General features: G+C 60.0%; 23 protein-coding genes and 3 pseudogenes. 18 read left to right on the forward strand and 8 right to left on the reverse strand.

Annotation, left to right across the window (positions count from 1 at the left end):
• The first annotated feature begins 60 nt into the window (after positions 1–60).
• Positions 61–499 (forward strand): annotated as a pseudogene (locus AC0V6U_RS05470) (DUF1330 domain-containing protein).
• A 166-nt stretch (positions 500–665) separates the two neighbouring features.
• Positions 666–1,130: a FecR family protein gene (locus tag AC0V6U_RS05475; RefSeq protein WP_472645181.1), complete on the forward strand. Its 465-nt coding sequence runs from the start codon at positions 666–668 to the stop codon at positions 1,128–1,130.
• 14 nt (positions 1,131–1,144) lie between these two features.
• Here the strand turns inward: AC0V6U_RS05475 and moaB are convergent, their stop codons facing one another.
• Genes moaB through AC0V6U_RS05495 form a run of 4 tightly spaced genes read right to left on the reverse strand, consistent with a single transcriptional unit; the run spans position 1,145 to position 4,258 of the window.
• Positions 1,145–1,675, reverse strand: a complete 531-nt coding sequence (gene moaB / locus AC0V6U_RS05480) for a molybdenum cofactor biosynthesis protein B (protein WP_472645182.1) — start codon at positions 1,673–1,675, stop codon at positions 1,145–1,147.
• A 6-nt stretch (positions 1,676–1,681) separates the two neighbouring features.
• Positions 1,682–2,302: a lytic transglycosylase domain-containing protein gene (locus AC0V6U_RS05485; RefSeq protein ID WP_472645183.1), complete on the reverse strand. Its 621-nt coding sequence runs from the start codon at positions 2,300–2,302 to the stop codon at positions 1,682–1,684.
• Entirely contained in the window at positions 2,184–3,467 is a 1,284-nt protein-coding gene (locus tag AC0V6U_RS05490) for a lytic transglycosylase domain-containing protein (RefSeq protein WP_472645184.1), read from the reverse strand. Before AC0V6U_RS05490 ends, AC0V6U_RS05485 begins: the two co-directional genes overlap by 119 nt.
• Positions 3,449–4,258 carry a uracil-DNA glycosylase family protein gene (locus AC0V6U_RS05495; RefSeq protein ID WP_472645185.1) on the reverse strand — a complete coding sequence of 270 codons (810 nt, stop codon included), beginning with the start codon at positions 4,256–4,258 and terminating at the stop codon, positions 3,449–3,451. The genes AC0V6U_RS05490 and AC0V6U_RS05495 overlap by 19 nt, the downstream gene beginning before the upstream one ends.
• A gap of 91 nt (positions 4,259–4,349) precedes the next feature.
• Between AC0V6U_RS05495 and AC0V6U_RS05500 the strand changes: the two genes are divergently transcribed.
• From AC0V6U_RS05500 to AC0V6U_RS05530, 7 genes are all read left to right on the forward strand, one after another.
• A complete protein-coding gene (locus AC0V6U_RS05500) occupies positions 4,350–5,996 on the forward strand; it encodes an electron transfer flavoprotein-ubiquinone oxidoreductase (protein WP_472645186.1) in 1,647 nt (548 codons plus the stop codon).
• A gap of 201 nt (positions 5,997–6,197) precedes the next feature.
• Positions 6,198–7,091: a 4-(cytidine 5'-diphospho)-2-C-methyl-D-erythritol kinase gene (locus tag AC0V6U_RS05505; protein WP_486169398.1), complete on the forward strand. Its 894-nt coding sequence runs from the start codon at positions 6,198–6,200 to the stop codon at positions 7,089–7,091.
• Positions 7,092–7,099: 8 nt separating this feature from the next.
• Positions 7,100–7,822 carry an N-formylglutamate amidohydrolase gene (locus AC0V6U_RS05510; RefSeq protein WP_472645187.1) on the forward strand — a complete coding sequence of 241 codons (723 nt, stop codon included), beginning with the start codon at positions 7,100–7,102 and terminating at the stop codon, positions 7,820–7,822.
• A gap of 41 nt (positions 7,823–7,863) precedes the next feature.
• Positions 7,864–9,585, forward strand: a complete 1,722-nt coding sequence (gene ilvD / locus AC0V6U_RS05515) for a dihydroxy-acid dehydratase (RefSeq protein ID WP_472645188.1) — start codon at positions 7,864–7,866, stop codon at positions 9,583–9,585.
• On the forward strand, positions 9,566–9,940 hold the full coding sequence (locus AC0V6U_RS05520) for a hypothetical protein (protein ID WP_472645189.1): 375 nt from the start codon (positions 9,566–9,568) through the stop codon (positions 9,938–9,940). Before ilvD ends, AC0V6U_RS05520 begins: the two co-directional genes overlap by 20 nt.
• Complete coding sequence (locus tag AC0V6U_RS05525; protein ID WP_472645190.1) at positions 9,937–11,331, forward strand: NAD(P)H-hydrate epimerase; 1,395 nt, start codon at positions 9,937–9,939, stop codon at positions 11,329–11,331. Before AC0V6U_RS05520 ends, AC0V6U_RS05525 begins: the two co-directional genes overlap by 4 nt.
• On the forward strand, positions 11,324–12,529 hold the full coding sequence (locus AC0V6U_RS05530) for a class I SAM-dependent RNA methyltransferase (RefSeq protein ID WP_472645192.1): 1,206 nt from the start codon (positions 11,324–11,326) through the stop codon (positions 12,527–12,529). Before AC0V6U_RS05525 ends, AC0V6U_RS05530 begins: the two co-directional genes overlap by 8 nt.
• 1 nt (position 12,530) lies before the next feature.
• On the opposite strand, the gene AC0V6U_RS05535 is transcribed toward AC0V6U_RS05530, so the two are convergent.
• The 4 genes from AC0V6U_RS05535 to AC0V6U_RS05550 are packed head-to-tail and all read right to left on the reverse strand — an operon-like array spanning position 12,531 to position 15,425.
• On the reverse strand, positions 12,531–13,310 hold the full coding sequence (locus AC0V6U_RS05535; RefSeq protein WP_472645193.1) for a hydrolase 1, exosortase A system-associated: 780 nt from the start codon (positions 13,308–13,310) through the stop codon (positions 12,531–12,533).
• Positions 13,307–13,936 (reverse strand): hypothetical protein, encoded by a 630-nt coding sequence (locus tag AC0V6U_RS05540; RefSeq protein ID WP_486169399.1) that lies wholly within the window; start codon positions 13,934–13,936, stop codon positions 13,307–13,309. Before AC0V6U_RS05540 ends, AC0V6U_RS05535 begins: the two co-directional genes overlap by 4 nt.
• A gap of 59 nt (positions 13,937–13,995) precedes the next feature.
• Positions 13,996–14,331, reverse strand: a complete 336-nt coding sequence (locus AC0V6U_RS05545; protein WP_472645195.1) for an acyl carrier protein — start codon at positions 14,329–14,331, stop codon at positions 13,996–13,998.
• 53 nt (positions 14,332–14,384) lie between these two features.
• Positions 14,385–15,425, reverse strand: a complete 1,041-nt coding sequence (locus AC0V6U_RS05550) for a GNAT family N-acetyltransferase (RefSeq protein WP_472645196.1) — start codon at positions 15,423–15,425, stop codon at positions 14,385–14,387.
• Between AC0V6U_RS05550 and AC0V6U_RS05555 the strand changes: the two are divergent.
• The 9 genes and pseudogenes from AC0V6U_RS05555 to AC0V6U_RS05595 all read left to right on the forward strand — a co-directional run bounded on the left by AC0V6U_RS05555 (position 15,424) and on the right by AC0V6U_RS05595 (position 26,352).
• A pseudogene (locus AC0V6U_RS05555) lies at positions 15,424–16,960 on the forward strand (acyl-CoA ligase (AMP-forming), exosortase A system-associated). The gene AC0V6U_RS05550 and the pseudogene AC0V6U_RS05555 overlap by 2 nt on opposite strands.
• Positions 16,957–18,201: a pyridoxal-dependent decarboxylase, exosortase A system-associated gene (locus AC0V6U_RS05560; protein WP_472645197.1), complete on the forward strand. Its 1,245-nt coding sequence runs from the start codon at positions 16,957–16,959 to the stop codon at positions 18,199–18,201. Before AC0V6U_RS05555 ends, AC0V6U_RS05560 begins: the two are co-directional and overlap by 4 nt.
• Before the next feature lie 203 nt (positions 18,202–18,404).
• The gene (locus AC0V6U_RS05565) at positions 18,405–19,046 is read left to right on the forward strand and encodes an XrtA/PEP-CTERM system exopolysaccharide export protein (protein WP_472645198.1); all 642 of its coding nucleotides are present in this window, start codon (positions 18,405–18,407) and stop codon (positions 19,044–19,046) included.
• A gap of 15 nt (positions 19,047–19,061) precedes the next feature.
• Complete coding sequence (locus tag AC0V6U_RS05570; protein ID WP_472645199.1) at positions 19,062–20,582, forward strand: XrtA system polysaccharide chain length determinant; 1,521 nt, start codon at positions 19,062–19,064, stop codon at positions 20,580–20,582.
• 10 nt (positions 20,583–20,592) lie between these two features.
• On the forward strand, positions 20,593–21,603 hold the full coding sequence (locus AC0V6U_RS05575; RefSeq protein ID WP_472645200.1) for an AAA family ATPase: 1,011 nt from the start codon (positions 20,593–20,595) through the stop codon (positions 21,601–21,603).
• Positions 21,600–23,246 carry a TonB-dependent receptor gene (locus AC0V6U_RS05580; RefSeq protein WP_472645201.1) on the forward strand — a complete coding sequence of 549 codons (1,647 nt, stop codon included), beginning with the start codon at positions 21,600–21,602 and terminating at the stop codon, positions 23,244–23,246. The genes AC0V6U_RS05575 and AC0V6U_RS05580 overlap by 4 nt, the downstream gene beginning before the upstream one ends.
• 16 nt (positions 23,247–23,262) lie before the next feature.
• Positions 23,263–24,393 (forward strand): XrtA/PEP-CTERM system-associated ATPase, encoded by a 1,131-nt coding sequence (locus AC0V6U_RS05585; RefSeq protein ID WP_472645202.1) that lies wholly within the window; start codon positions 23,263–23,265, stop codon positions 24,391–24,393.
• Positions 24,394–25,294 (forward strand): annotated as a pseudogene (locus tag AC0V6U_RS05590) (XrtA system polysaccharide deacetylase).
• On the forward strand, positions 25,291–26,352 hold the full coding sequence (locus tag AC0V6U_RS05595) for a FemAB family XrtA/PEP-CTERM system-associated protein (RefSeq protein ID WP_472645203.1): 1,062 nt from the start codon (positions 25,291–25,293) through the stop codon (positions 26,350–26,352). Before AC0V6U_RS05590 ends, AC0V6U_RS05595 begins: the two are co-directional and overlap by 4 nt.
• The last annotated feature ends 14 nt before the right edge of the window (positions 26,353–26,366 follow it).

Here is a 26,366-nt window from a genome sequence, read left to right on the forward strand (position 1 = left end):
GCCGCAGTGGATTGCCGCGTCGCCTGCGGCTCCTCGCAATGACGTGACGGAGGACGACTTTTGACCAACTATATCGATCCCAGCCTGAGCAACTTTCAGGCCTTTAAGGACCTACCGCGCAACGAGCCGATCCATATGCTCAACCTTCTGCGTTATCGTGACTTGGCTGAATACCCCGAGGGGCACGAGCATCACGGCAACGGTTGGAGCGGCTAAGCGCGCCTATGAAGAATATGGGGCGACCAGTGGCCCAATCTTTCGCCGGGTTGGCGGGTCGATTGTGTGGCGCGGGGCGTTTCAGACCATGGTCACGGGGCCGGAGTCGGATGACAAGGTGTGGCATGATGGCTTTGTCGCGCAATACCCGAACAGCGGCGCGTTCTTCGAAATGATCAAAGATCCCGACTATCTGCTAGCCGTGGTAAACCGCAGCGCTGCTCTGATCGACAGCCGCCTGATGCGCTTTAAGCCTGGCGAGGGCGGGGACGTCTTTGGGTGATCTCCCTTGCCAGACATCGGCTTTAAGGATGCCTCGAAATCGGATCAGAAAAGGGAAAATTAACCCAAATGGCCAAGGCTTTCTTAGCCAATCGGTTTAATCGGATAGGAAAATCCCCAGCCTAACGTGAATGCTTAGTCTAAACTAAGGATTCCGAGGTAAGGCCATGATCAAACTGTCAAAACATCTGTGCATTTGTGCAGCGCTCTTCTCGAGCAGTGCGGCATTTGCGAGCGATTCTGGCTGGATGATCTCGGAGACAGATGGGCAGGTTTCGATTACCCGCGATGCGAAGGCTCTGTACGCGGCCAAGGGTACGCGTCTGGAAATTGGTGATGTCGTGCGCACAAGTGAAGGCGGCCGTGCGGTCTTGGTTCGCGGGGACGAGTTCTACATCGTCTCTCCCAAGGCGCAGGTCCGCATCAAGAAGGCCGAAGAGCCAGGCGTCGCTGCGCAAGTTTTCCAATATATCGGCGAAAAAGTGCTCGGAATGGAGCGCAAGGCCAAAGGTACGCCGGGCACAAAGCAGCCAGTGTTAGCCGCTGTGGTGAAGGGCTATGGCGACAAGCCGAAGAAGCCTGACCTCAAGGATTTCGAGGGATCAGCGCACACGCTTAATCCAAGTGAGTGAGTCGAGCGGAAACGCTATTTCTCGGTTAGTCGAGGCATCAACTCCACGAAGTTACAAGGCCGATTGCGGTTATCCAATTGCTCGCTCAGGATACCGTCCCAGCCATCCTTTACGGCGCCGTTTGAACCGGGCAGGGCAAAGATATAGGTGCCGCGCGCAACGACCGCGCAGGCCCGTGATTGGACTGTGCTGGTGCCGATGGTCTTGAAGCTAAGCCACCGAAACAATTCGCCAAATCCGGGAATGTCGCGTGCGCCCTCGATCCGGGACAGCGCCTCTGGCGTGACATCGCGGCCGGTCAGGCCCGTGCCACCAGTGCTGACAATCGCATCTATACTGGGATCATCAATCCAAGCATTGAACTGATCGACCAGAGCGCCCGCATCGTCTTTCACGATTGTGCGCGCTGCCAGCGAGTGGCCTTTGGCAGTGATCCGCGCGGCGAGAATATCGCCGGAGGTGTCGGTTTCTAGGGTCCGCGTGTCGGAAACGGTCAGGACGGCAATATTGATCGGGGTGAAGGGTTTCGCCTCATCAATGGCCATCGCAGTCTACCTTTCCAAACGTGCAGAGCGCCCCATAGACATTTGCGGAAACTCTGGCCAGCGCCCTTCGGCAAGAGCGCGGCGGCTCGGCGAGGAAACGCCCGCAGCGCGCTCATACATCCAGTAGTTGCGCATCACGATCGCGACATAGCCGCGCGTTTCCCAATAGGGGATCGACTCCATGTAGAGCAGCGGATCATCGTAATCGCGCACTTCGCTGTTCCAACGGCTGATTGGGGTCAGCCCCGCGTTATAGGCGGCCATGATCTTGGGCAGTTTGCCTTCGGTGGCATAGCTGTCGCGCAGCATCTCCAGATGGCGCTGGCCATAGGCCAGGTTGACCTCTGGATTGTTGAGATCAGCATAGCTTGCGCCAAGGTTTAGGCGGCGATTGTGATCGCGCGCGGTGCCCGGCATGATCTGCATTAGCCCGCGCGCATTGGCCGGGCTAACCGCTCCAGCGCGGAAGTTTGATTCCTGTAAAGCGTGCGCAAAGGCGAGGGCGGGATCAACCGTCCAACCTGTCGCGCGGCTGCCAGCGCGCGACGGGATAGCGCAGCGACGGATGAGACCGCGTCCCGCGCGGGGCGTTATGCGCCATAAACAGCTGCGTCGATGGCATCCCAAGCTCTCGGGCAAAGCGCGCCAGCAGAGGAAATTCGTTAGGATTGCCGATCCGCGCTTGATGGCGCAGCACTTCATCGGCCAGCACCGGACGACCAATCTCGTTGAGAGCCGCCGCGATGCGCGCATTGGCGCTGCGTTCCAGAACGCTCCAATCATCCTTGGTGAAAGGCGCAGGCTTTGCGCTTTCGGGCACTTTCACGCCCAATTGCTCGCCTGCTAGCAGGCCGTAGAGCGTCTCGTCATAGCGCGCAGCAGCGCTAAGGTGACGTTGAGCCTGACCGGGTTCTCTGCAACGAACTAGCGAGCGATGCGCCCAGTAATGCGCCGCAGCGGTCAGCTCCACATTGCTGGATCGGTCAGCGGCGCGGGCAAAGCTCTCACCCGCCAGCGCGCAATACCCCTGACGCCATGCGGCAAGTCCTGCGACCCATTCACCCTCAGCAACCCAAGCGCCGGAGCCCTCCGAGACGGTTTCTGCCAAGGCCTGAGCCGAGGCGTCATCATTCTCGATGTAATAACTCCAAGCGACTTTCTGACGCCATTCCGCCCGCGCAGCAGAGCTGAGCTGCGGGTCGATCTCGATCAGCAGGCTGTGCGCGCCTGCTGGGTCGTCGTTCTTAATGCGGTCGAGGATCGCAGACTTGGTAGTGGATGGCATTGTGCCATCGTTGACCGGACGCGGACGGATCCGTTTTGATGCGTAAGGTTGTTGGCTAAACCGCTGAGCCTGGGGCAAATAAGGCAGGTTTTCGACACCGCGCTTTGCGCCCATGCGGCTAAGCTGTGCCGCTTGCGGCAGGTGGACACCATCGTCGAACCAGCGAGCAATGCGCTCAGCCTCAATCTTAGGGCTCTTGGCGTGAGTGTAATATTCGGCGCGTGCAATCTGATGCAGCAATCCATCCTGTCGCTGGGCCAGCATGCCTTCTACGCGGTCCCATTGCTGTGCATCAATCGCGCGGAACAGGTCGGAATAATACGCCCGCTCGTTGCTTGAAAGGACTGTGGGCACAGATGCGCTGCGCCCGTTCGAGCTCACATCGTAATGCGCAACCATGCTGCCCGCTTGCGCCATAGCGGCGCTGGGCAGGGCAAGTGCGGCGGCGATTGAAGCGGCCAGTATTGCAGGCCTAAGGCTTTTCGCCATCACCGATTTGCCGACCATTCAATCCATCTCCGCCAAAAACGCGCTTTCAGTCTGGGGCTTGCCATCAGGCTTTCCAGGCTTTCGCTAACAAGGAGCTTAGTTAATGGCTCGCTAGGGTTATTATCTGATGCAGATGTGTGGTTATTTTTTTCTGAACGTGGTGCGTCTTGCGCCGCTGCGTGGCCCAAAAGCGGTGGGATGTTGGAGCCGAGCGCCAAAACCTGTTCCGGCGCGGCCAATTTGATGTGGAGGGCCAAGACTTCTGCCATTCCCGCATGCGCCATTGCTGCGGTGTCCGCCATCGGCGTGGGCCGGGTGAGGGCAGAGGCGAAATAGACTTCCTCCGATGAGAAACCCATCGCCGCCAGCATATTGCCGAGCAAGCGCCCCTGAGGCCCGGACAGCAATTGTTCCTTATCGCCATCCTCTGGGGCGAGCACCAGCACCATCAGCTTCGCGCCCACATCGCCGCGAGGCGGGACGCGACCGCGCGGCCCAATTGGATCGAGACCGGGGGCATTCAGCCACCACTCCTGGAACGCTACGAGGTCACTGGGCGCGTCTTCACCGAGCAAATCGCCCTTTGGTCCAAGAGTTTTTTGCAGATCGCCCGCGTCAGTTTTTGGCGAAGTCCCATCAGATTTCTGGGGCCTTTTCGCCTCAGCACCGCTATCTGGCGCCGCTTCAACTTCTGGCTTGGCAAGCCAATCCGTAACGTCATCGACAAAGTCGATATCCACGCCTACCGCGCGCCACCAATCAAGGGCAGCGACAAATTCTCGGGACAAAGGCGGGGCGGGGGCGGTCATACTGTTAATCGCAGGTCTTGACCTTAGCCGTGCCAGTTAGCAAGTGGGTAGGCACGCAAACTCTAGGATTATTCGGGGATCAAATAGGCTCATGAGCGAACGGGAATCAATGCCATGCGATGTCGTTATTGTCGGCGGCGGGCCAGCGGGCCTTTCTGCGGCAATCCGGCTGAAACAGATCAATGAAGAGCTTGAGGTCGTAGTCCTTGAAAAGGGCTCCGAAATCGGCGCGCATATTCTGTCTGGCGCGGTTGTCGATCCGAAGGCTCTGACTGAGCTGTTCCCTGAGTGGCGCGATATGGATTGCCCGATGGCACAAACTCCGGTGACCGATAACTGGCACTGGGTCCTGTCAAAGAATGGCAAGACATCGATTCCGCATCTGCTGATGCCGCCGCTGATGAGCAATCACGGCTGTTACACCGGCTCCCTGGGCAATATGACCCGTTGGTTGGGTGAGCAGGCCGAAGCGCTGGGCGTAATGGTCTTCCCCGGCTTCCCCGCTAATGAAGTGATGTTTGATGACAAAGGCGCGGTACGCGGTGTCATCACGCAGGACATGGGCATTGCGGAGGATGGCTCGCAAAAGCCGGACTATCAGCCGGGCATGGAGATCGAGGCCAAATACACTCTGTTCGCGGAGGGCGCGCGCGGATCACTGACTAAGCAGATGAAGGCGAAGTACGACCTTGAGGCTAATTGCGAACCGCAGGTTTACGGCCTTGGTATCAAGGAATTGTGGGACATCGAACCCGGCAAGCACGTGCCGGGCCGCGTCATTCATACCCAAGGCTGGCCGCTCAACGAAAGCGGCACATGGGGCGGCGGCTTCTTCTACCATCAGGCGAACAATCAGGTTGCGATCGGCTTTGTCACCGCGCTTGATTACAAGAACCCATGGGTCTCGCCCTATCAGGAATTCCAGCGTTGGAAGACGCACCCGGAGATCAAGGCGATCCTCGAAGGCGGCAGCCGCGTTGCTTACGGTGCGCGCGTAATCAACGAAGGCGGTTGGCAGTCTGTGCCAAAGCTCGCCTTCCCCGGCGGCGCGCTGATCGGCTGTGCAGCCGGTTTCGTAAACGTGCCCCGGATCAAAGGCAGCCACACCGCCATGAAGAGCGGGATGCTGTGCGCGGAGGCCATCGCGGCTGAGATCGCTGGCCACGAAACGCAGCCTGAGCTTCAGAGTTATGAACCCGCCGTCCGCTCCAGCTGGATCGCAGATGAGCTTAAGAAGGTTCAGAACGCAGAGCCTGCCGTTGCCAAATATGGCGATGATCTCGGCACTATTCTGGGCGGGATCGACATGTGGATGCGCACCCTCAAGATTGGCCTGCCGATCAGCATGAAGCACCATGCCGATTACACCATGACCGGGCGCGCGGATCTCTATCCGAAGATCGACTATCCGAAGCCAGACGGCGTGATCAGCTTTGATCGCCTGACCAATGTCGCCTTCAGCTTCACTAATCATGCGGAGGACCAACCGGTTCACCTGCAATTGGGCGATGCTGACCTGCAAAAGGCGAGTGAGTTTGACGTCTTCGGCGGCCCTTCAAACCGGTACTGCCCGGCGGGCGTCTATGAGTGGATCGAGGAAGAGGGCAAGGAGCCCAAATTCCAGATCAACTCACAAAACTGCGTCCACTGCAAGACCTGCGACATCAAGGACCCCAACCAGAACATCAACTGGGTCACACCAGAAGGTGGCGGCGGTCCGAACTATCCGAATATGTGATGGGCGTGACATGGCGTTTCGATCAAAGTCCGAACACTGCGTGCATCACTTGTAAATCAGTAGTCGCCGGAGCCGATGTTCTCTCTGTAACACATTACGAGGAGGATCATTCTTGGGCGTTTTTAGATGGCCAGCCAATCGACATGAGCGAAGCAATAGTCGTATCAATGGCGACGATTCTTAAAGAGCATCCTTGCCTTAATGAGATTGCCGACCTGCCACCGGGTTGGTCTGCTGGACGAACGTCTCGTTCAGCGCCCTGGACGAAAAGCAGAGACTAAAGCCGTCTTGAACCAAACCGCCTACGCCAAGATCAACCTCGCGCTGCATGTCCGCAGGCGCAGGGAAGATGGCTATCACGAGCTTGAGACATTGTTCGCCTTTGTCGATGTGGGCGACACGCTAACGGCGCGCGCTGCCGCACAGGACAGTGTCCAGACCTTCGGCGAGTTTGCGGGCGGGATCGACAATCCGATGGATAATCTCGTGGCGAAGGCGCTTGGCCTGCTCCTGCGCTCTGAAGGCCTCGCAATCACGCTGGAGAAGAACCTACCCGTCGCCGCTGGCCTGGGCGGCGGCTCGGCCGATGCAGGCGCGCTGTTCCGCATTGTTGAGCAAACGCATGGCCTGCCGGATGATTGGATGGAGCACGCCGCAAAGCTCGGCGCGGATGTGCCATGCTGCGTGCGCAGCGAGACAGTGGTGGGCCGGGGCACTGGCACGCAGCTTGAACCAATCGATAGTGACCTGACAGGCACGCCCATCTTGCTCATCAATCCGCGCGTGCCGCTATCAACCGGCCCAGTCTTCGACGCGTGGGACGGGGCCGATCGCGGCGCTTTGCCCGCAGGAACAGCTCGCGAAATCGCTCTGGCTGGCCGCAATGACCTGACCCAACCAGCGATCAGCATCTGCCCATCCATCGGCGCCGTCTTGGACGCGCTCGAGGCCACAGACGCTTGGCTCACCCGCATGTCCGGCTCTGGCGCGACGTGTTTTGCGCTCTACGATAGCGAGGCCGCGCGCGATGCGGCGCAGGCGACAATCACACAAAGCCACCCGGATTGGTGGCAATTGGCGGGCAAGCTGCGATGATCTCTCCAATGATTGACGAGAATCCCTTCCGCCAAATGGGCGAGCTGGCGCGGGGCGGGATCGTCTGCGTTGCCGATCATGCCTCCAACTTCGTACCAGAGGACGTGCCGCTCGGCATTCCGGATGCTCTGCTAGAGAAACACATTGCGATCGACATCGGCGTGCACGGTGTGGCCGTGCGTATGGCCCGCGAGCATGACATCGCAGCGCATCTCGCTACCGTCAGCCGCCTCGTCACCGACCTCCACCGGGAAGAAGACCATCCCGGCGTCGTGCCGACCGAAAGCGACGGTCATCTGATCCCAGGCAATATTGGCGCGGATGTGGAGGGGCGGCTCAACCGGTTTCACAGACCCTATCACGCCGCGCTCGGCGCATGGCTGGACGATGCCGCACCCAAGCTGATCATTTCGCTGCACAGTTTCACGCCGCAGCTGGAATCGCGCAGTGAAGACCGCCCATGGGAAATCGCGCTGCTCTACAATCAGGATGACCGCGCGGCCCGCCATGCGATCCGCCTGTTTGGCGAGCAGGGTTTGAACGTCGGCGATAACGAACCCTATTCCGGGCGCGAGCTCAATGCGACGATGAACCGCCACGCTGAGGCGCATGGCCGCTATTATTGTGCAATCGAGGTGCGCCAAGACCTGATCACGACCCGCGTGGAGCAGTCACGTTGGGCAGCTATGATCGCAGATGTGTGCGGAAGGGTTGCACTCGCGCTCGACTAACGGCAGTGGAGCTTCACCAGAGCTTCAATTTGAGAAATATTATGTCTTCGCGCTTCGATAAAACGAAACTTCCCAGTCGTCATGTCTCTGTCGGGCCAGAGCGTGCCCCGCACCGCTCATATTATTACGCTATGGGGATGAGTGAGGAAGAGATCGCGCGTCCATTCGTGGCGATTGCGAGCGCTGGCAATGACAGCGCGCCGTGTAACACCACGCTCGATCCGCAGGCGAATATCTGCCGTGATGGTGTGATCGAAAATGGCGGCACGCCGCGCCGCTTCAACACGATCACCGTCACCGATGGCATTGCGATGGGCCATCAGGGCATGAAAAGCTCGCTGATCAGCCGCGAAATCATCGCAGATTCGGTCGAAGTTTCCGTCCGCGGGCATTGCTATGATGCTCTCGTCGGCTTTGCTGGCTGTGATAAGAGCCTGCCCGGCATGATGATGTCGATGCTGCGCCTCAATGTGCCGAGCATCTTTGTCTATGGCGGTTCAATTCTGCCTGGCACTTTCAACGATAAAGACGTGACTGTGGTCGACGTGTTTGAGGCCGTGGGCCAGCACGCGGCGGGCAATTGCCCTTTGCAAGAGCTGATCGCGCTCGAAAAGGTCGCTTGCCCCGGCCACGGCGCATGCGGCGGTCAATTCACTGCAAACACTATGGCCTGCGTCGGCGAGGCAATCGGATTGTCCCTGCCAAACAGCAATATGACGCCTGCACCATACAAATCGCGCGAAGAGATTGCGCGAGCTGCGGGTGTGCAGGTGATGAACCTGTTGGAGCTCAACCTGCGGCCTCGGGACATTTGCACGCGCGAGGCGTTCGAAAACGCAGCACGTGTGGTCGCGGCAACGGGCGGCTCCACCAATGCGGCATTGCACTTGCCCGCTATGGCCAGCGAGGCGGGGATTGAGTTCGACCTGTTCGATGTCGCGGAGATCTTCAAATCCACGCCGTATATCGCTGATCTCAAACCCGGCGGGAAGTACGTCGCCAAGGATATGCACGAGGCGGGGGGCGTCTATATGGGCATGAAAACCCTGCTCGATGGCGGGTTCCTCGACCCCAATCCGATTACCGTGACAGGCAAGACCCTGGGCGAAAACATCGAGGAAGTGACCTGGAACCCGGATCAGAAGGTGTTTTACGAGGTAGCCAAGCCCATCACACCCACGGGCGGTGTCGTTGGCTTGAAAGGCTCGCTCGCTCCCGATGGCGCAATCGTAAAAGTTGCGGGCATGGAACGGTTGCAATTCACCGGCTCTGCCCGCGTGTTCGATTGTGAGGAAGACGCGTTCGCTGCCGTGGAAGCGCGCGACATTGCCGAGGGCAGCGTGATCATTATCCGCTATGAAGGACCAAAAGGCGGCCCCGGAATGCGCGAAATGCTCTCCACCACTGCCGCGCTTTACGGGCAGGGAATGGGCGAGAAAGTCGCGCTCATCACGGATGGTCGTTTCTCCGGCGCAACACGGGGCTTCTGCATCGGCCATGTCGGGCCAGAGGCGGCGGATTGCGGGCCTATCGCACTGGTCGAAGATGGCGACGAGATTGCCATCGATGCGGAGGCGGGCACGATTGATCTCACTGTTGGCGAAGATGTGCTGGCCGAGCGCCGCAATGCCTGGCAGCCGCGCACCAATGATTATCAGGCAGGCGCGCTGTGGCGCTATGCTCAGAACGTCGGCCCCGCTAGCAAAGGCGCGCTCACTCATCCCGGCGCGGCGAAGGAAACTCATGTTTTCGCGGATATTTAAGGTTGGCCTGATTGCGTTGCTGACAGGCGGCACACTCGCTGGATGCGGCGCGGAGCCTAGTGGGGCACCGCAAGGCAGCGATGTTGATTGCGCGATTGGACCGGGCGCGGACTATTCCACCGTTTGCACATTGGAGCAGGCCGCGGATGAAGGCGGCGCTTTCTTCCTGATCCACCATCCAGATGGCGGTTTTCGCCGGGTCAAATATGATGCAGCCACTGGCGATCTTGCCGCGATGGACGGGGCAGACACGCTTGAGGATCGCAGCCTTGATCCAGACGCAGTGCGCGAATTCGCAATTGGCGAAGATCGCTATTTGATCCCAGCGGAGATGCTGGTTAGCGCGTCAGAGTGAGCGCCCGCCAAGTTCTCACCGCTGCGCAAATGCAGGCCGCTGAGCAGGCGATTTTCGACACCGGAATAAGCGTGGATGAGTTGATGCGGAAAGCCGCTGGCGGGGCAGCGGAATGGGTGCGGCGCATCTCAGCGGGCAGGGCGGTCACTGTGCTGTGCGGGCCGGGCAACAACGGCGGCGATGGCTATGTAATCGCAGAGATTTTGCGGCAGTCAGGGTTGCAGGTCACTGTCGTGGCTCCGCTCGCACCGAGCACAGACGCCGCCAAGAACGCTCGCGCTGGTTTCAAAGGTGAAATACTCACCTCTGGCGGCGCGGCAGTGGGAAGTGTCTTCGTCGATTGTCTGTTTGGCTCGGGCCTATCGCGAGAGCTTTCCGCCGAACATTCGCTGCTGCTGCGCGACCTCGCCGAGCGGCATGATTTCCGGATCGCAATCGACCTGCCATCGGGTGTGCACTCCGACACAGGAGCGGTCTTGGCCCAATCGCTGCCAGCCTATGACATCACACTGGCCTTGGGCGCTTGGAAATTTGCCCATTGGCGGCTGCCTGCACGCGAGGTGATGGGGCAAAAACTGCTCGTGCCGATTGGTATTTCGGCCGTCGAGGGCGCGGCGCAATTGGTTGGCCGTCCGACGATCAAAGCCCCAACCCAGGACGCTCACAAATACACACGCGGACTGTGCGCAATCGTTGGCGGAGACATGCCGGGCGCGGCAGTGCTTGCCAGCAAAGCCGCCATGCGCGCTGGGGCTGGGTATGTGCGGCTCTTCCATCATGAACCCTTGGCCAGTGCCCCCGCCGGATTAGTGGTCGACCCGATGCCGCTCAAAGTGGCGAGAGAGGACCCGCGGATAAAGGCAATGTTGCTTGGTCCGGGAATGTTGCCGCACGAGGGAACCACCAAGGATCTCGAAACGGCTTGTCGGCATGGCTGCGGTCTGGTTCTCGATGCAGGCGCTCTGCGGATTGTGCAGGGGTATCTGATCGATGATGGCGCGAATATCCTGGCGACCCCGCATGATGGAGAGCTTGATGCACTGTGCAAGACATTCGCGGTCATCGCAGAAGGGCGCCAAGCGCGCGCTCAGGCTGTTGCAGCGGCCAGCGGCATGGTCATCCTCGCCAAGGGGCCAGACACGGTCATTGCTGCGCCTGATGGCCGCTTAGCGCTCGCACCGCCGGCATCCAGCTGGTTGTCAGTTGCGGGTACGGGCGATGTGCTCGCAGGGATAGCGGTCAGCCGAATGGCAACAGGGCGCGATGCATTTACTGCGGCCAGCGAAGCGGTGTGGCTTCACGGCGCTGCCGCGCGTATGTGCGGCGCGGCATTTACGGCAGATGATCTGGCCGATGCCGTCAGCGGGGCAATGAGTGAAGCGTGTGAGTGAGACAGGTGCGATGAAGATCGTCAGGCTAGCGGCCAAGGGCGATGGAGCGAGCGCCGACGGCCGCCATGCGCCCGGCGCGCTGCCCGGGGACATTATCGCCGCCGATGGTACGATCACGCGCGGGCCGCGTCATGTAACTCCGCCTTGCCAGCACTTTGAGCGCTGCGGCGGGTGCCAGTTGCAGCATGCCGATGAAGAGACTTTGTCTGATTTCGTGCGATCGCGCGTCGCCAATGCGGCCGAGGGGCAGGGGCTGGAGCCCCGCGAATTGCTGCCGGTGCATCTCTCACCGCCGCAAAGCCGCCGCCGCGCAACACTGCATGCTCTGCGCAAGCATAGGCGCGCATTGCTCGGCTTTCGCGAGGCAGGATCGCACAGAATTGTTGACCTGAAAGAATGCCCGGTACTGGTGCCTGATTTGGCGGCGATGATCGCGCCTTTGCGCGCCTTTATTGCGGAGCATGGCAGCAAAGCTCCGGTCGACATCGCGCTCGCATGGACCGATCAGGGTGCCGATTGCAGCCTCACCAATATCACTCTGGAAGGGCTCGAGGCGACCGAAGCGGCGCTCGATTTTGCGCGGGATCAAGGCCTTGCGCGACTTTCGATAGATCAAGGATATGGCGCGGAAACCGTGTGGGAGCCGCAGCCGATTAGCGTCACTTTGTCAGGCCTACCTGTGCCGATGCCCGCTGGCGCCTTTCTACAGGCCACCCGCGATGCGGAGTCGCGCATGCTCGCAGACGCATCGGATTGGCTAGAGGGTTCAGGCGTGGTCGCCGATCTCTTCTCAGGTCTCGGCACATTTGCCTTTGGTTTGGCGCAGGGGCGCAAGGTTTTGGCTGTGGAGGCGGATCAGGCGGCTCATCTTGCCTGCAAAGCCGCAGCGGCGCGCGCACAGAGCGAGGTCCATGCGATGCACCGCGATCTGTTCCGCAATCCGCTGGATGCAAAGGAAATCAGCAAGTTCTCCGCCGTTCTGCTTGATCCGCCGAGGGCCGGTGCGCGTGAACAAATAGGGCAAATCGCGCAAAGCACTATTGAGCGGGTCGTCTATGTCAGCTGCAATCCATCAAGTTGGGCACGCGATGCAGCGCGCTTGGTCGAGGCGGGCTTCACTTTGGAAAAATTGCGCCCGGTTGGACAGTTCCGCTGGTCCACGCATGTTGAGCTGGTGAGCCTGTTTACGCGAGGGTAGTTTAGGCGCGCAGCCCGGCAAGGATCTGAGCTCGCAGCCAGTCTGCGGCATGCGGCTCGACATAGGCGTGCCCGGCCCCTTCACAGGTCGTAATCCGGGGATCATCCGCGACCCAACTGGCGGCAAAAGCCTGAGCTGTGCGGTCGCTGCTGGCGAGCAGAATGCGCACTAGGCCCGAAAAGCCCGCGAGGCCCGCCTGCATTTCAGCCGCCAAGCTTGTGGCCTCTGGGGCAGAGCGGAATGATCCGGTCAGCCCGCGCGCCAGCTTTTTGAGATCAACCCCGCCGCGCAGCAAGCGCATGACTTCGCTGGGGTTCTTGAGTTTTTCGGCATAGCGAGCGCGGATGGCTTGGGGCGGAGGCAAATCACCCGGTTCATCGCCTTCGATCGTCCATGGGTTCGACAGGATCAATCCATCACACCCCGCGCCGCCCGCCAGCATCAGGGCAGAGGCCGCATCGCAATTGCCAAAGGCGATAATCCGCTCGACCTGAGGAGCGATGGCGCGAAAGGCTTCAATCGCAGTGCGAATGTCTTTTTCTGACTTTCGGAAACCGCGATTTTCGCCTTCGCTGTCGCCGATGCCGCGCCGGTCAAAACGGAACACGGGGAAGCCAGCCTTGGCAATTTCTGCCGCTAACCTCGCTTGCCCGGAGAAAGCACCAGCGCGGATTTCATTGCCGCCGCTGACGATCAGCAGGCCCGTTGTGCCAGGCGCGGTGTCCAATGTGCCCGCGCATTTGAGCGTCCCGCAGCCATAATCCATGTGCAGGCGGCTCATGGTGCGACCAGCTCTTCGGCAACCAGAGTGGCGAGGGCAGCGGCCTGCTCTGGGTCTTCGTCCGGCTCTGCGCGTAGCCAAAGGCCGCGTCCGCCCAGCTCGCTTTGGGTGATTTCAGTGAGGCTGCCCAAGGTAACCTCATCTGCCTGCTCCAACTCGCGCACCAATTGCGCGCCCAATTCCCAACCCGCCAAAACCATGCCGCTTTCGCGCGCGCTTTGCATCAACGTGTCTGAGCTCTCATCGGCCCCAGCTTCGCGAGCGGCGATCACTTGCGCGCGGATCATACTGCGCAGCTGCTTTGCGCCCGTCTGGGGGGCATAGGCCCATCCAGGAAGGCTAGGAGGCGCAAACATCACACCCGCTCGAAAGGTCAGCACATGGGTCGCCCCGCAATGGTTTGCCGCGGCGCCAATCGCTGCCTGCCACGCGCCCACGCTTTGCTGGGCCAAGGGCGCAGTGCTTTCGTTCCAACCGGGCAGGTCCGGCATGGCTGAACCAATCCCCAGACCATCAAGCAAACGCATGATTTCAATGATTTGTCTGCGAAATTTGTTGTGCTCATCAAACAGCGGCGGGATCACCAGAACGCACGGACGCCCCGGATGCTCAAATTTCGCCAACATTTCTTCTGAGATCTTGCCGCTGGATTGCGGGCAGGGCCAGTGGGTGAGCACGCGCCCGATCAGCCTTCGATGATCTTGGCCTCGGCAAAGGCGAGCAGCCCGCCATAGGTTTCGAGCATTTCGCCATCAACGTCGTCGTCTTCGATCACGATGTCGAGCCGGTCTTCCATCTCGGTCAGCAGGCCTGCGACCGCCATCGAATCGAGCTCTGGTAGGTCGCCGAACAGGCCGGTTTCCGGCGTGAATTCATTCACGTCGTCAGCGTCTAACCCCAGAACATCGGCGATGATCGCCTTGAGATCACGGTCAATTGCCACGCGGCTTTTGCCGATGCCGGACATATCCGTCGGCTCTGATGCGGTTGCCGAATTGTCGGTGACCGGATTGCTGCTCATGCACCCCTCGTTTCCCGGAATTTCGCGGGTTTCTACTGATACGGGGGCTCGCCTTAGCTCTGCGCCTCTCGCTTCGCAAGTCGCGCAGTGGTTTGCCGAACGAGCCGCTTGGCCAGCGCGGGCCAGGCCTTGGGTTGGCGCGGATCAAGGCAATCAATCCGATAGCGATGGCGCGTCTCCCCCATCCAATCGGCCTTATAGGCTTGATCGCCCGTGCCAAAATCGACCAATTCGACTTGGTCTTGATCGATCACGCGCTCAAACAAGGCTGCGGTGAGGGTCGTGCCGGCTGAGAGCTGCTTGCGGCTTTCCAAATGGGCGAGCTTATGGATGTAGGCGCAGTCATTCTCGACCGTCCAGCATTGCGCAGCGACCGCCGTCTCGCCTTCATAGGCGAGGCCCAGTCGCAGGCGCCCCGCATTTCCTTCTGCGCGTGCAAATTCGCGCAGCATGGCAGGCTCGTCCTCCTCGGGCTTCCAACTGGCGGCATAGATCGCCTCGTAGTTGGCCCAAGCCGCCGCATCGAACGTGTCGAGTACCTCCACACGGACCTTCTTGGCCTTCCGCTTCAGCGTCGTGCGCATCTTGCCCGGACGCTCGGCCCAGTATTGAGCAAAACTGCGCCCGCGAACGTACAGGATATGATTGAGGTCGCATGGCTCACTGGCAATAATCCAACCCGCAGCCTTGAATGCCTTTGCAAGCCGCGTCGCCGAGCCATTCTCGTCTGCGATAGGCTCCAGCGTTACGCGGTGGCCGTGCGCCTTTAAACCGCGTGCGATCTCAAGCAGCAGACGGTCTCCAAGATCACCGAGCGGGGCCAATTCGCGCCAGGTGAAATTGTACCAATTGCGCATTGGGGTGAGGTGGCCTGTGCCTGCCGTCAGTGCCAAAGCCGCGCTGTGATCATCTTCTTTCGCAATCACAATCATGGGTTTAAGGCCGGTTTCACCCAACAGATCAAACCATTCCGCACGCTCAAAGGGAGAGCTCACCACGCCATCATCCGCTTGATGACATAGGTCATGCAAGACGTTAACGGTGTCATGGTAACTCACGGTGATCACTCGATCGTGCCTCTTCGGATTCGTCATGCCAAGCACCCTAGATGAGACAGCCAAACCGCTCGACCACATCGCCGAACGCGGCGTGGAATGCGGCCGCGCGGATGCGCCAGCTTTGGTGCTTCGTGACCGGACGTTTAACCATGAGGAGTTAAGACAGCGTGTCGCCGTTCTCGCGGGCTGGCTTCAGAACGCTGTGGCAGAGAAAGGCGCGCGGGTCGCAAGTTGGGCCGCAAAGGGCGAGCTGACCTGCTTGCTGCCATTGGCAGCGGCGAGGGCGGGCCTAGTGCATGTGCCGATCAACCCCCTGCTAAAGCGCGCGCAGGCGGCGCATATTTTGGCGGATAGCGGGGCGAGCTTGCTGATTGCGAATGCTGCGCGATTAAAATCGCTCGAAGACGGCGATTTGCCGGGCTCCTGCAGCGCGATGGAGGATGATGAAGCTCTGGCGGCTGCCACCGTGCATGACACGCCGATTGATCCTTCCAGCGCGGATCCAGATGAGCTGGCGGCTATTCTTTACACAAGCGGCTCCACCGGGCGGCCAAAGGGCGTGGTGTTGAGCCATGCGAACCTGTGGCTCGGGGCGGTGAGCGTCGCGCATTACCTCAAGCTGGCAGGCGATGATGTGACGCTGTCGGTTCTTCCGCTGAGCTTTGATTATGGGCAGAACCAATTGCTGTCGACCTGGTACGCGGGCGGCTGCATCGTCCCGCTCGATTTCCTGTTTCCGCGCGATGTGATGAAGGCCTGCGCCAAGCATCAGATCACGACATTGGCCGCTGTGCCTCCACTGTGGGTGCAGCTGACCGAGCTCGAATGGCCACCAGAGGCGACTGCTTCCATGCGCCGGATGACGAATAGCGGCGGGGCGCTGACCACCGAGCTGGTCACGGATCTGCGGCGAGATCTTCCCCGATGCTCACCTCTATCCGATGTACGGTCTGACCGAGGCGTTCCGTTCAACTTATCTTGATCCCTCACTTGTCGATTCACACCCAACTTCAATGGGTAAGGCGATTCCTTTCGCGGAAATTCTGGTCATTAATGACGAAGGTGAAGTGGCGGAGCCCGGCGAGGAAGGTGAGCTTGTTCACTGCGGTCCGCTTGTGGCGCAAGGATACTGGCAAGACCCGGAGCGCACCGCGCAGCGGTTCAAGCCTGCACCGCGTCAGTCGCGCTATGGCGGCACGGCGGTGTTCTCGGGCGACCGAGTGCGCCGAGAAGAAGACGGTTTGCTCTATTTCATCGGTCGCCGTGATGCGATGATCAAGAGCGCTGGCAATCGGATTAGCCCTGCCGAGATCGAAGAGGCCGCGATCGCCTGTGATCCGGTGCAAGAGGCGGTCGCGCTTGGTCTGCCAGACGAGCGCCTTGGCCATGCGGTGCATCTCGTGGTGCGCGGCGCTGAGAGCGAGGCGGCCCACAAAGACCTGGTCAAAACGCTCAAGCGGGAGCTTCCGAACTTTATGCAACCTCAAGCGATCCATTGGCGCGATGCCATGCCGCTCAATCCCAATGGGAAGATTGATCGCACAGCCCTGCTTAGGGAGCTAAGTCAATGACATCGCTGGATAAGGCGAAAGCCCTGGGGCCGATCCCCGCTGGGTTTGAGACGCTTGATGGCGAACTCGCCATTGGCGGTAAGCGGGCCAGCGAATGGGCGCAACAAGCGGGCAAGACCCCGCTGTTCGTATATTCGAAGGATCGCCTCAATGCTCGTGTCGCGGAGCTGCGCGCTGCGCTGCCGCCGCGCATCGGGCTCAATTATGCGGTCAAAGCTAATCCCTATGCTCCTGTGATTGCCCATATGGAGGCTTTAGTCGATGGGTTTGACATTGCCTCCTCCGGCGAGCTGACCATGATCAATGCTGCTGGAATTGACCCAGCGCGCGTCAGTTTTGCAGGGCCCGGTAAGCGCGATGATGAGCTGGAAGCGGCGATTTCTGCAGGCGTAACGCTCAATTGCGAGTCCGAAGGCGAAGCACGCCGCTCGCTCGCAATCGGCGAGAAACTGGGCAAGGCCCCGCGCATGGCTCTGCGCGTGAACCCGGATTTCGAGCTTAAGGGCTCCGGCATGAAGATGGGCGGCGGCGCCAAGCAATTTGGTGTGGACGCAGACAAAGTGCCCGTTCTGGCGCGCGAGGTGATCGCCGCAGGCGCTGAATGGCGCGGCCTGCATATCTTTACTGGCAGCCAGGCCTTGAGCGCCGAGGCAGTCATAGAAACGCAGGGCAATGTGCTGAATTTGGCTGCAAAATTGTCCGACGAGATCGGTGAGCTCCTACCAAAGCTCAATATGGGCGGCGGGTTTGGCATTCCCTATTTCCCCAATGATGAGGCTTTGGACTTGTCAGCGGTTGGCGCGGCTCTGCAGGAGCATATGGCGGACCTCCCAGCGCCGCTTGAGAACACTGAGCTGTGTCTTGAACTTGGGCGCTATCTTGTTGGCGAAGCAGGCGTTTACCTAACGCGGGTGATCGATCGGAAGGTCAGCCACGGCACGACCTATCTGGTCACCGATGGCGGATTGCACCACCAACTCGCCGCATCCGGTAATTTCGGCACCGTTGTGCGCCGCAATTACCCCGTCGCTATTGCCAATCGTTATGACGCGCCAGTGGACGATGTGGTCAATGTGGTCGGTTGTCTTTGCACCCCGCTAGACCGTTTGGCTGACAAAGCGGGCCTGCCGCGCGCGGATGTTGGCGATCTGGTCGCGGTCTTTTGTGCAGGGGCATATGGAGCGAGCGCCAGCCCCAGCGCATTCCTTGGCCACGGCCCTGCGGCGGAAATGCTCGTTTAAACGCTCAAACCCGCGCAATTGTGCGCGTTTATAGTTTGGCAAGCCGCTGTCCCGAAACGGGATAGGGGGCCAAAACAGGCGTTATTACTAACACAATGTTCACCAATATGAGCGAGAGAGTTCGGGTCATTCGCGGGCCCAGTGCTGCAGGTCGCTCCTGTAGCTGATGCTGACCCCGCCGACCTAGGCAAGGATACGTATCAATGAAGACCTCTTTTTCGCTTTCCCGCATCGTGGGATCTGCTGTTGCACTTTCGCTGCTCGCCGGTTGCGGCGGTGCGGGGCAAGAACTGCCTCCAGCCAGCTTTGCAACGGCTGAAGAGGGGCCGAGCGAAGAGTATGTGATTGGTCCGCTTGACCAGATCACCATCCACGTTTGGCGCAATCCAGAGCTGAGCGCTGAGGAAATTCAGGTCCGCCCTGATGGCCGGATTACGATCCCGCTGGTGCGCGACCTTCCTGCCGTTGGCAAAACCGCGACCGAATTGCAGAACGATATCCGCGATCAACTCGCTCAGTACATTGAGCAGCCGATTGTCTCGGTGATCGTCAATGAGTTCTCCGGCACATTTAACCAGCAAATCCGCATCGTCGGCTCAACCGAGCAGCCTGCATCGCTGCCGTACCGGGCTAACATGACTGTGCTCGACGCGATGATCGCAGTCGGCGGGCTCAGCGAATTCGCCGCTGGCAACCGGGCAAAGCTGATCCGTTTGGACCGCGAGAGCGGGGAACAGGTTGAATACCGTCTGCGCCTCAAGGATTTGCTCAAGAAGGGCGATAGCGCCGCGAACGTAACGCTTAGTCCAGGCGATGTGATCATCATCCCTGAGAGCACTTTTTAAGGACCCGCGCCGCGCATGAGCGAGATTTTTGAAGAATTGCGCACAGCGCTTTACTCGGTCTGGCACCGCCGGTGGCTGGCGCTGGCCGTCGCCTGGGGTGTGTGCCTGCTCGGCTGGTTGGTGGTCGCGATGATCCCCAATTCCTATGAGGCGAAGGCGCGCATCTATGTCGATGTCGACGATGTGCTGTCCGAACAATTGGGCATTGCCGGCGATGGCCGCGAGGAAATCCGCCGCGTTCGGCAAACGCTTGCCAGCGCGGTGAACCTCGAAAAAGTCATCAAATCAACGCGTTTGGGTGAGAACATCACAGAACGCTCTGCGCTTGAAACCGAAATCAAGAACCTTGATGAGAAGGTGACGGTTACCAGCGAGCAGGACAACTTGTTTGAGATCACTGCAACGGTCGGCAAAGGTGACCTGTCAGATGCTGAGAACGCCGTTCTGGCGCGTGACGTGGTCCAGAAACTGATCGACATTCTGCGCGATGAACATGTCGCGGGCAGTCGGGCACAGGTATCCGGCGCCGTCACTCAGATCGATGAGCAGTTGGAAGAGCGCAAGCGCGAACTTGAAGCGGCTGAACAGCGCCGCTTGACCTTTGAAGCGCAATATCCTGACCTGATCGGCGGTTCGAGCACGCTCGTAACCCGGCTTCAGCAGGCGCGGACAGAAGCGCGCGGGATCGAAGCTGATCTTGCCGCAGCTGAAAGCGCTCTCGCCGCGATCAACGGGCAATTGGCGGGTACGCCGCGTACAATCGACACGCCGGGCACTGGCGGTCCTCGTTCTGCTCTGGCTGGCGCTCAGGCTCAATTGGCGGAGCTGCGTTCACGCGGGCTCACCGATGAGCATCCCGATGTGGTGGCTACCACTCGCCAAGTTCAAATTCTCACCCGTCAAGTTGCGGCCCAAGGGCCGAATGCTGGAGGCGGTACGCCAAACCCAGCCTACACCTCGCTAATCTCGATCCGTGCTGACCGCCAAGCCAGCGTCGAATCGCTGCAATCCCGCCGTGCTGCTATCCAATCGGACATTGCCGCGCTGATGGGTAGCCAGGCTGCTGAACCAGAGGTGGCTGCGGAAGCGAACCGGATCAGCCGCGATTACGAGGTGCTGCAGCAGAACTACGAAAAGCTGCTGCAAGACCGCGAAGAGCTGCGCACGCGCGGCGAAGTGGAAGACAACACAAGCCAGTTCAAATTCCAGCTGACCGATCCGCCAGTGGTGCCGCAAGGTCCCGCTGCGCCCAATCGTCCGCTGTTGCTGCTTGGTGTGCTGTTCGTCGGTCTCGCATCGGGGGCAGGGGCCGCTTACGCGCTCAGCCAACTGCGTTCGACCTTCGCGACGCCGAAGAAGCTGGAGCGTGCGCTGGATCTGCCCGTCATTGGTTCAATTTCGATGACGGTATCCGATGCCGCGAGTGAGCTGCGCGCGAAGCGGTTCAAACAATTCGCCGGGGCAACCGCTGGTTTGTTCGGTGTGTTCGTAATTCTGCTGGGCATTGAATTTGTCTCAGTCGGCGCGGTCGCGTGAGGGGGCTGAGATGACAGAACACAGCAAGATTTCACGCGAAGGTGCGAGCAAAGTGAGCGGCAAACCGTCTCTGTTTGAGCGTGCTAACGACACCTTTGGATTGGATGCCTTGGCACCGGCTAAGCCGCCTGTGCGCCTGCCAGAGGGCGAAAAGCGTGTTCGGCGGCCGGTTGCGCCGCAGCCTGCTGCTTCAAGCCTTACTGCTCCTGTAGCGTCGGAGGTCCAAACGCCTGCGCCAGCAATTTCAACGGCAGAGCCCGTCAAAGCGGCTCCGCAGGCCGTGGCCCTCGGCAATGCACCGCAACCCATCTCGCGCGATCATCTGCGTGATGCGGGCCTGATCGTGCCAGAAGACGGCGTGAGCGAGCTGCTCGAAGAATTTCGCATCGTCAAACGCGAGCTTCTCGCCGATGCCCGCGCTGGCGGATCATCCAAAGCGCAGCAAATCCTGGTTTCTTCGCCGCATCCCGGCGAGGGCAAGACCTATTGCGCCGTAAATCTGGCGATTGCTTTGGCGGCTGAGCGCGACCTCGAGGTGCTGCTGGTCGATGCTGATGTGATCAAGCCCAGTGTTCCGGCGCGGCTTGGTTTCGAGCCTGGCAAGGGCCTGATGGACGCATTGGCTGACCCGAGCCTTCAGCCAGAGACGCTCGCGGTCAAAACAGACATCGACAATCTCTATGTGCTGCCAGCGGGCAGCCGCAATTCCAATGCCGCCGAATATTTGGCGAGCGCCCGGACCGGCGAAGTGCTTGCACGTCTCACCCAAGGTGCACCGAACCGGATCGTCATTTTCGATACACCGCCCGCGCTTGCTGCCTCCGCAGCAGCCGAGCTCGCCGCGCATGTTGGCCAGGTTCTGCTGGTCGCGCGCGCCGATGAAACAAGCCGTGCCGCGCTTGAAGATGCGCAGCAGCTGCTGTCGGCCTGTGTCGACATCAAACTGTTGCTCAATGCAGCACAATTCAGCCCGTCAGGTCGCCAGTTTGGCAATTATGGCGCGCAGGGGGAAAGATCGTGATTAAAGTTCTCAGAGCAGCGCTGTTGGTGGGGCTGGCGGCAATCGTCGCCGCTGCGCCTGCTCAGGCGCAAGCCCAGGATGATGGCGGCAATTCAGGCGTCTCTGACGGCCCGCGCGTCGCTGTGCAGCCTTACATTGAGGTGTCTCAGATCCTTTCAGCTGAGCTGACACCCGGCGATGACGTGCTCACCTACACTCAGGTGGCCGCGGGCGTGGATGTGTCAGCGACAGGCCGCAACAGCGGTGGTTCGCTGTCGCTGCGTTACGAGCGCAACATTGGCTACGGCGCGTCTGACGGCATTGATTCCGATACATTCAGCGGCGTTGCGCGCGGATACCTCTCGATCATCCCGCGTTCTTTGACGTTGGACGCTGGCGCTTTGGCTAGCCGCACGCGCATCGATGGCTCTGGCGGGGTCACTGCCAATCCATTGGTGCAAGACGATGCGGAAAGCCAAATCTACAGCGGCTATGTCGGCCCAACGCTCGCAACTCGTGTCGGTGCGGTCGATGTGACTGGTTCTGCACGAGTGGGCTACACCCGGCTTGAAGCAAATGACGCGATTGTCACTCCATCTGGAGCTGTCGCTGATGTCTTCGACGACAGTGTCACCTACAATGCGCAATTGCGCGCAGCCACGCGCCCAGGCGAGCCTCTGCCGGTAGGTATTGGCGTTGGTGGCGGATACTTCCAGGAAGACATCTCCAACCTCGACCAACGAGTCCGTGACACTTATGTGCGTGCCGATGTGACGGTACCCGTCACCAGCAATCTCTCGGTTGTCGGCGGCGTCGGCTACGAAGATGTTGAGGTTTCAAGCCGCGATGCACTTCGCGATGTGAATGGCGATCCCGTTATTGGAACTGATGGCCGCTTAGTTACCGACACCAGCGCCCCGCGCCAGCTCGCCTTCGACATCGATGGCTTCATTTGGGACGTAGGCGTGCTCTGGCGCCCAAGCAGCCGCACGTCGCTCGCCGCGACCGTTGGTCGGCGTTACGATTCAACCACATATTACGGTAACTTCACTTTTGTGCCTGATAGCCGCAGCCAGCTGAGCATCTCAGTCTATGACGCGGTCAGCGGCTTTGGCGGATCGCTCACCAATTCTTTGGCCGCATTGCCAACCGAATTCTCGGCCATTCGCAACTCGCTTACTGGTGATTTCGGCGGCTGTGTCGGCGGGGAAAGCGGCGCAGGCTGTGCTGGCCTGTTCGGCTCGGTCCGTTCGGCGGCCTTCCGCAGCCGCGGCGCGCAAATCGCTTATCAGCGCCAGGTTGGCCGCCTTAATGCGGCAATTGCTGCTGGGTATGACAACCGCCGCTTCATCGCCGCACCGGGCACCATTTTGGCCGCCGCTGACGGTGTGACCGACGAAAGCTATTACGTGCGCAGCTCGCTCAACCGCCCAATCGGCAACAATGCAAACCTAGCGGTCAATGGCTACGTCAATTGGTTCGGCCGCGGCGATGGCATTAACGGCAATGTCACCGGCTACGGCACTTCGGCTGCTTACAGCCGCTCGCTCACCGGCAAACTGTCGGCCCGAGCGGCGGTCGCCGTAGACTACCTCGATTCCGATTTGTCGGCTGATGACTTCGCCTTTGCAACGGCGCTGCTCGGCCTGCGTTACGACTTCTGATCTGGACACACTGACGATGTACGAACAATTTTACGGCTTCAATTCTCGCCCATTTCAGCTGACCCCTGATCCCGAGTTCTATTTCGAGAGCGCGAGCCACAAGAAGGCTCTGTCCTATCTCGGCTATGGCTTGAACCAGGGCGAAGGCTTTATAGTCATCACGGGCGAGGTGGGCGCAGGTAAGTCGACCTTGGTCGCCCATCTGATGCAGCGGATCGACCCAGAGGCGCTGACGGTTGGCCAGGTGGTCACCAGCGCACTTGACGGCGAAGAACTGATCCATGTGGTTGCGCAAAGCTTCGGCATCGAGGTTTCGGGCCGCGACAAAGCAGGCGCTCTCGGCGCGATTGAGAGCTTCCTGCAGGACGAAGCACGCGCCGGACGGCGCTGTCTGCTGATCGTCGACGAATGTCAGAACTTGGCCGTCGGCGCATTGGAAGAGCTGCGCATGCTGTCAAACTTCCAACTCGGTTCGCACCCGCTGCTGCAGAGCCTGCTGCTTGGTCAGCCAGAGTTTCGCACCACCGTCGCCAGCCATCCTGATCTTGATCAGCTTCGCCAACGCGTCATTGCTTCGCACCACTTGGAAGCGCTCGATGAGGAAGAGGTGGAAGCCTATATCACTCACCGGCTAGAGCATGTTGGGTGGCAGGGTAATCCGGCGATCACCGCCGAGGTGCTGGGCGCCATTTACGAGGCAACGGATGGCATTCCGCGCCGCGTCAACCAGATCATGAACCGTATGCTGCTGCTGAGCGCGATCGAAGAGCAAAGCGAGCTGACAACCGCAATGGTCGAAGCTGTGTGCGAGGAAATGCTCGCCGATACATCAAAGGGTGCGCGCGATATTCCTACGCAAGTGACTGCATCGGCATCCGTTGCTGATGCTGCAATTGACGCGGTGCCTGCGCCAGAAGTCGCCGCCTTGCTGGCAGAGCGCGATCAGCGCACCTCCAAGCTGGAAGCCGCGATTGGTGAGCTGCAAGAGGTAGGCTCGCACGCGCAGCCAATGGAAATGGACCCAGAGGTCAGCGAGGCGATCAATCGGATTGAAAGTCGGCTTGAGGAACAAGAGCAATCTTTCCGCCATGTCGTTGGCATGCTGATCGAATGGCTTGAGGAAGATGCATCGCGCGAGGCCGCGTAAATGAACGTCGCGCCGAATTTCTCCAAGGATGTGAAGGCTCAGGTCGTCAATGGCCTGTCCGTTGATGTCGAAGACTGGTTTCAGGTCGGCGCGTTTGAGGATGTGATTGGGCGCAGTGAGTGGGACAGCCTAAAGACTCGCGTCGAAGATAATATCTACCGCATCCTTGATCTGTTTGCGGAGGCTGACGTGCATGGCACATTCTTCACGCTTGGTTGGGTCGCAAAGCGTCACCCGCAAATGATCAAGCGGATTGCGGATGCGGGCCATGAAATCGCCAGCCATGGCTATGACCATGCGCGGGTCTATACCTTTACGCGTGAGCAATTCGCCGAAGACCTAAAACTGGCGCGGGACATCTTGCAGGATTGCTCTGGCACCGAGGTTACGGGATACCGTGCCCCAAGTTTCTCCATCGACCAACGCACGCCGTGGGCGTTCATGGAACTGGCGGAGCAAGGCTACACCTATTCCTCCAGCGTCGCGCCGATCGTGCATGACCACTATGGCTGGCCAGAGGCGCCGCGTTTTGCTTTTAAGCCAATCCCTTGGTCCGACATGATCGAGATCCCGGTTACCACCGCCATTCTCGGCGGTAAGCGTGTTGCGGCGGGCGGCGGCGGGTTCTTCCGCGTGCTGCCCTATGCCTTTTCGCGCTGGGCGATCCGCCAAGTGAACCGCCGCGAAGAACGCCCGGCGGTGTTCTATTTCCACCCATGGGAAATCGACCCGAACCAACCGCGCGTTGGCAATGCGCCGATGCGTTCAAAGCTGCGCCACTACACCAATCTCGACAAAATGGCTAGGCAAGCTGGGCGAGTTGGTGCATGAATTTCGCTGGGCGCGGATGGATATGATCGCGCTGCGCGAAGCCTCACGGGCCGTCGACCTGACCCCATGAACGCGCCTGTGAAACTGCCGATCACCGTCTCGCAAGTGGACTTCTCCGATGCCCAAATGCTGGAGCGGATTGAGGGGTTTGTGCGCGAGCATAAGGCAAGTCTGTTTCACCGCCCGGCATGGCTGAAAGCGGTTGAGGCGGGCACAGGTCAAAAGGCCTGCGGTTTCATCACTCAGCAGATGGGCGTCATCACCGGATGGCTGCCGCTGACCGATGCGCATTCGCCTCTGTTTGGCCGGGCTCTGGTCTCCAGCGGATTTGGCGTGGGCGGCGGTATCCTGGCCGAGACACAGGAAGCGGCTCAGGCGCTTGCTGGCGCTACACCGGATCACGCGGTTAGAAACTCGGTTGCCAGCGTAGAGCTGCGCGGGGGCGGGGTGCCCAATGGCTGGAAAGCCGTGAGTGATAAGCACGCGGGTTTCATCGCCGAACTGGCAGAGGACGATGAGGCGCAATTGCTCGCTATTCCGCGCAAGGCGAGGGCAGAGGTGCGCAAGGGCCTCAAAAGCGGCTTAGACGTGCGTATTGGCCGCTCAAACAGCGATTTGGCGGCGCATTACGCGGTGTACAGCGAGAGTGTCCGCAATCTCGGCACGCCGGTGTTTCCCAAAACGCTGTTCAAGGCGATGATCGAGGCGTTTCTTGACACCGCCGATATCCTCACGGTCTATTCGGGTGAGGAGCCTGTCTCCAGCGTTCTGTCCTTCTATCACGAGGACGCAGTTATGCCATTTTGGGGCGGGGGTACCTATGCTGCGCGCTCCCTGCGCGCCAATGAGCTGATGTATTACAAACTGATGTGTCACGCGCGTTCGCGTGGCATGTCCCACTTTGATTTTGGCCGTTCCAAAACCGGCAGCGGCCCCTACAATTTCAAGAAGAACTGGGGTTTTGAACCGGAGCCGCTGACCTATGCTCATTGGCATGCGCCGGGCAGTGTGCCGCGCGATGTCGACCCGACCAGCGAGGCCTATTCGCGCAAGATTGAGCTTTGGAAGAAGCTGCCACTGCCGATTGCCAACGCAATTGGTCCGTGGATCGCGCGCGGGCTGGCCTAGGGATCGAGCGGGCT

The sequence above is a fragment of the Erythrobacter sp. W36 genome (assembly GCF_057364935.1).

Bases quoted from the DNA above. Each gene is read 5' to 3' on its own strand.
- AC0V6U_RS05475 (WP_472645181.1), top strand. From the start codon at position 666: ATGATCAAACTGTCAAAACATCTGTGCATTTGTGCAGCGCTCTTCTCG.
- moaB (WP_472645182.1), bottom strand. From the start codon at position 1,675: ATGGCCATTGATGAGGCGAAACCCTTCACCCCGATCAATATTGCCGTC.
- AC0V6U_RS05490 (WP_472645184.1), bottom strand. From the start codon at position 3,467: ATGGTCGGCAAATCGGTGATGGCGAAAAGCCTTAGGCCTGCAATACTG.
- AC0V6U_RS05495 (WP_472645185.1), bottom strand. From the start codon at position 4,258: ATGACCGCCCCCGCCCCGCCTTTGTCCCGAGAATTTGTCGCTGCCCTT.
- AC0V6U_RS05500 (WP_472645186.1), top strand. From the start codon at position 4,350: ATGAGCGAACGGGAATCAATGCCATGCGATGTCGTTATTGTCGGCGGC.
- AC0V6U_RS05505 (WP_486169398.1), top strand. From the start codon at position 6,198: ATGAGATTGCCGACCTGCCACCGGGTTGGTCTGCTGGACGAACGTCTC.
- AC0V6U_RS05510 (WP_472645187.1), top strand. From the start codon at position 7,100: ATGATTGACGAGAATCCCTTCCGCCAAATGGGCGAGCTGGCGCGGGGC.
- ilvD (WP_472645188.1), top strand. From the start codon at position 7,864: ATGTCTTCGCGCTTCGATAAAACGAAACTTCCCAGTCGTCATGTCTCT.
- AC0V6U_RS05520 (WP_472645189.1), top strand. From the start codon at position 9,566: ATGTTTTCGCGGATATTTAAGGTTGGCCTGATTGCGTTGCTGACAGGC.
- AC0V6U_RS05535 (WP_472645193.1), bottom strand. From the start codon at position 13,310: ATGAGCCGCCTGCACATGGATTATGGCTGCGGGACGCTCAAATGCGCG.
- AC0V6U_RS05540 (WP_486169399.1), bottom strand. From the start codon at position 13,936: ATGTTGGCGAAATTTGAGCATCCGGGGCGTCCGTGCGTTCTGGTGATC.
- AC0V6U_RS05545 (WP_472645195.1), bottom strand. From the start codon at position 14,331: ATGAGCAGCAATCCGGTCACCGACAATTCGGCAACCGCATCAGAGCCG.
- AC0V6U_RS05550 (WP_472645196.1), bottom strand. From the start codon at position 15,425: ATGACGAATCCGAAGAGGCACGATCGAGTGATCACCGTGAGTTACCAT.
- AC0V6U_RS05560 (WP_472645197.1), top strand. From the start codon at position 16,957: ATGACATCGCTGGATAAGGCGAAAGCCCTGGGGCCGATCCCCGCTGGG.
- AC0V6U_RS05565 (WP_472645198.1), top strand. From the start codon at position 18,405: ATGAAGACCTCTTTTTCGCTTTCCCGCATCGTGGGATCTGCTGTTGCA.
- AC0V6U_RS05570 (WP_472645199.1), top strand. From the start codon at position 19,062: ATGAGCGAGATTTTTGAAGAATTGCGCACAGCGCTTTACTCGGTCTGG.
- AC0V6U_RS05575 (WP_472645200.1), top strand. From the start codon at position 20,593: ATGACAGAACACAGCAAGATTTCACGCGAAGGTGCGAGCAAAGTGAGC.
- AC0V6U_RS05585 (WP_472645202.1), top strand. From the start codon at position 23,263: ATGTACGAACAATTTTACGGCTTCAATTCTCGCCCATTTCAGCTGACC.
- AC0V6U_RS05595 (WP_472645203.1), top strand. From the start codon at position 25,291: ATGAACGCGCCTGTGAAACTGCCGATCACCGTCTCGCAAGTGGACTTC.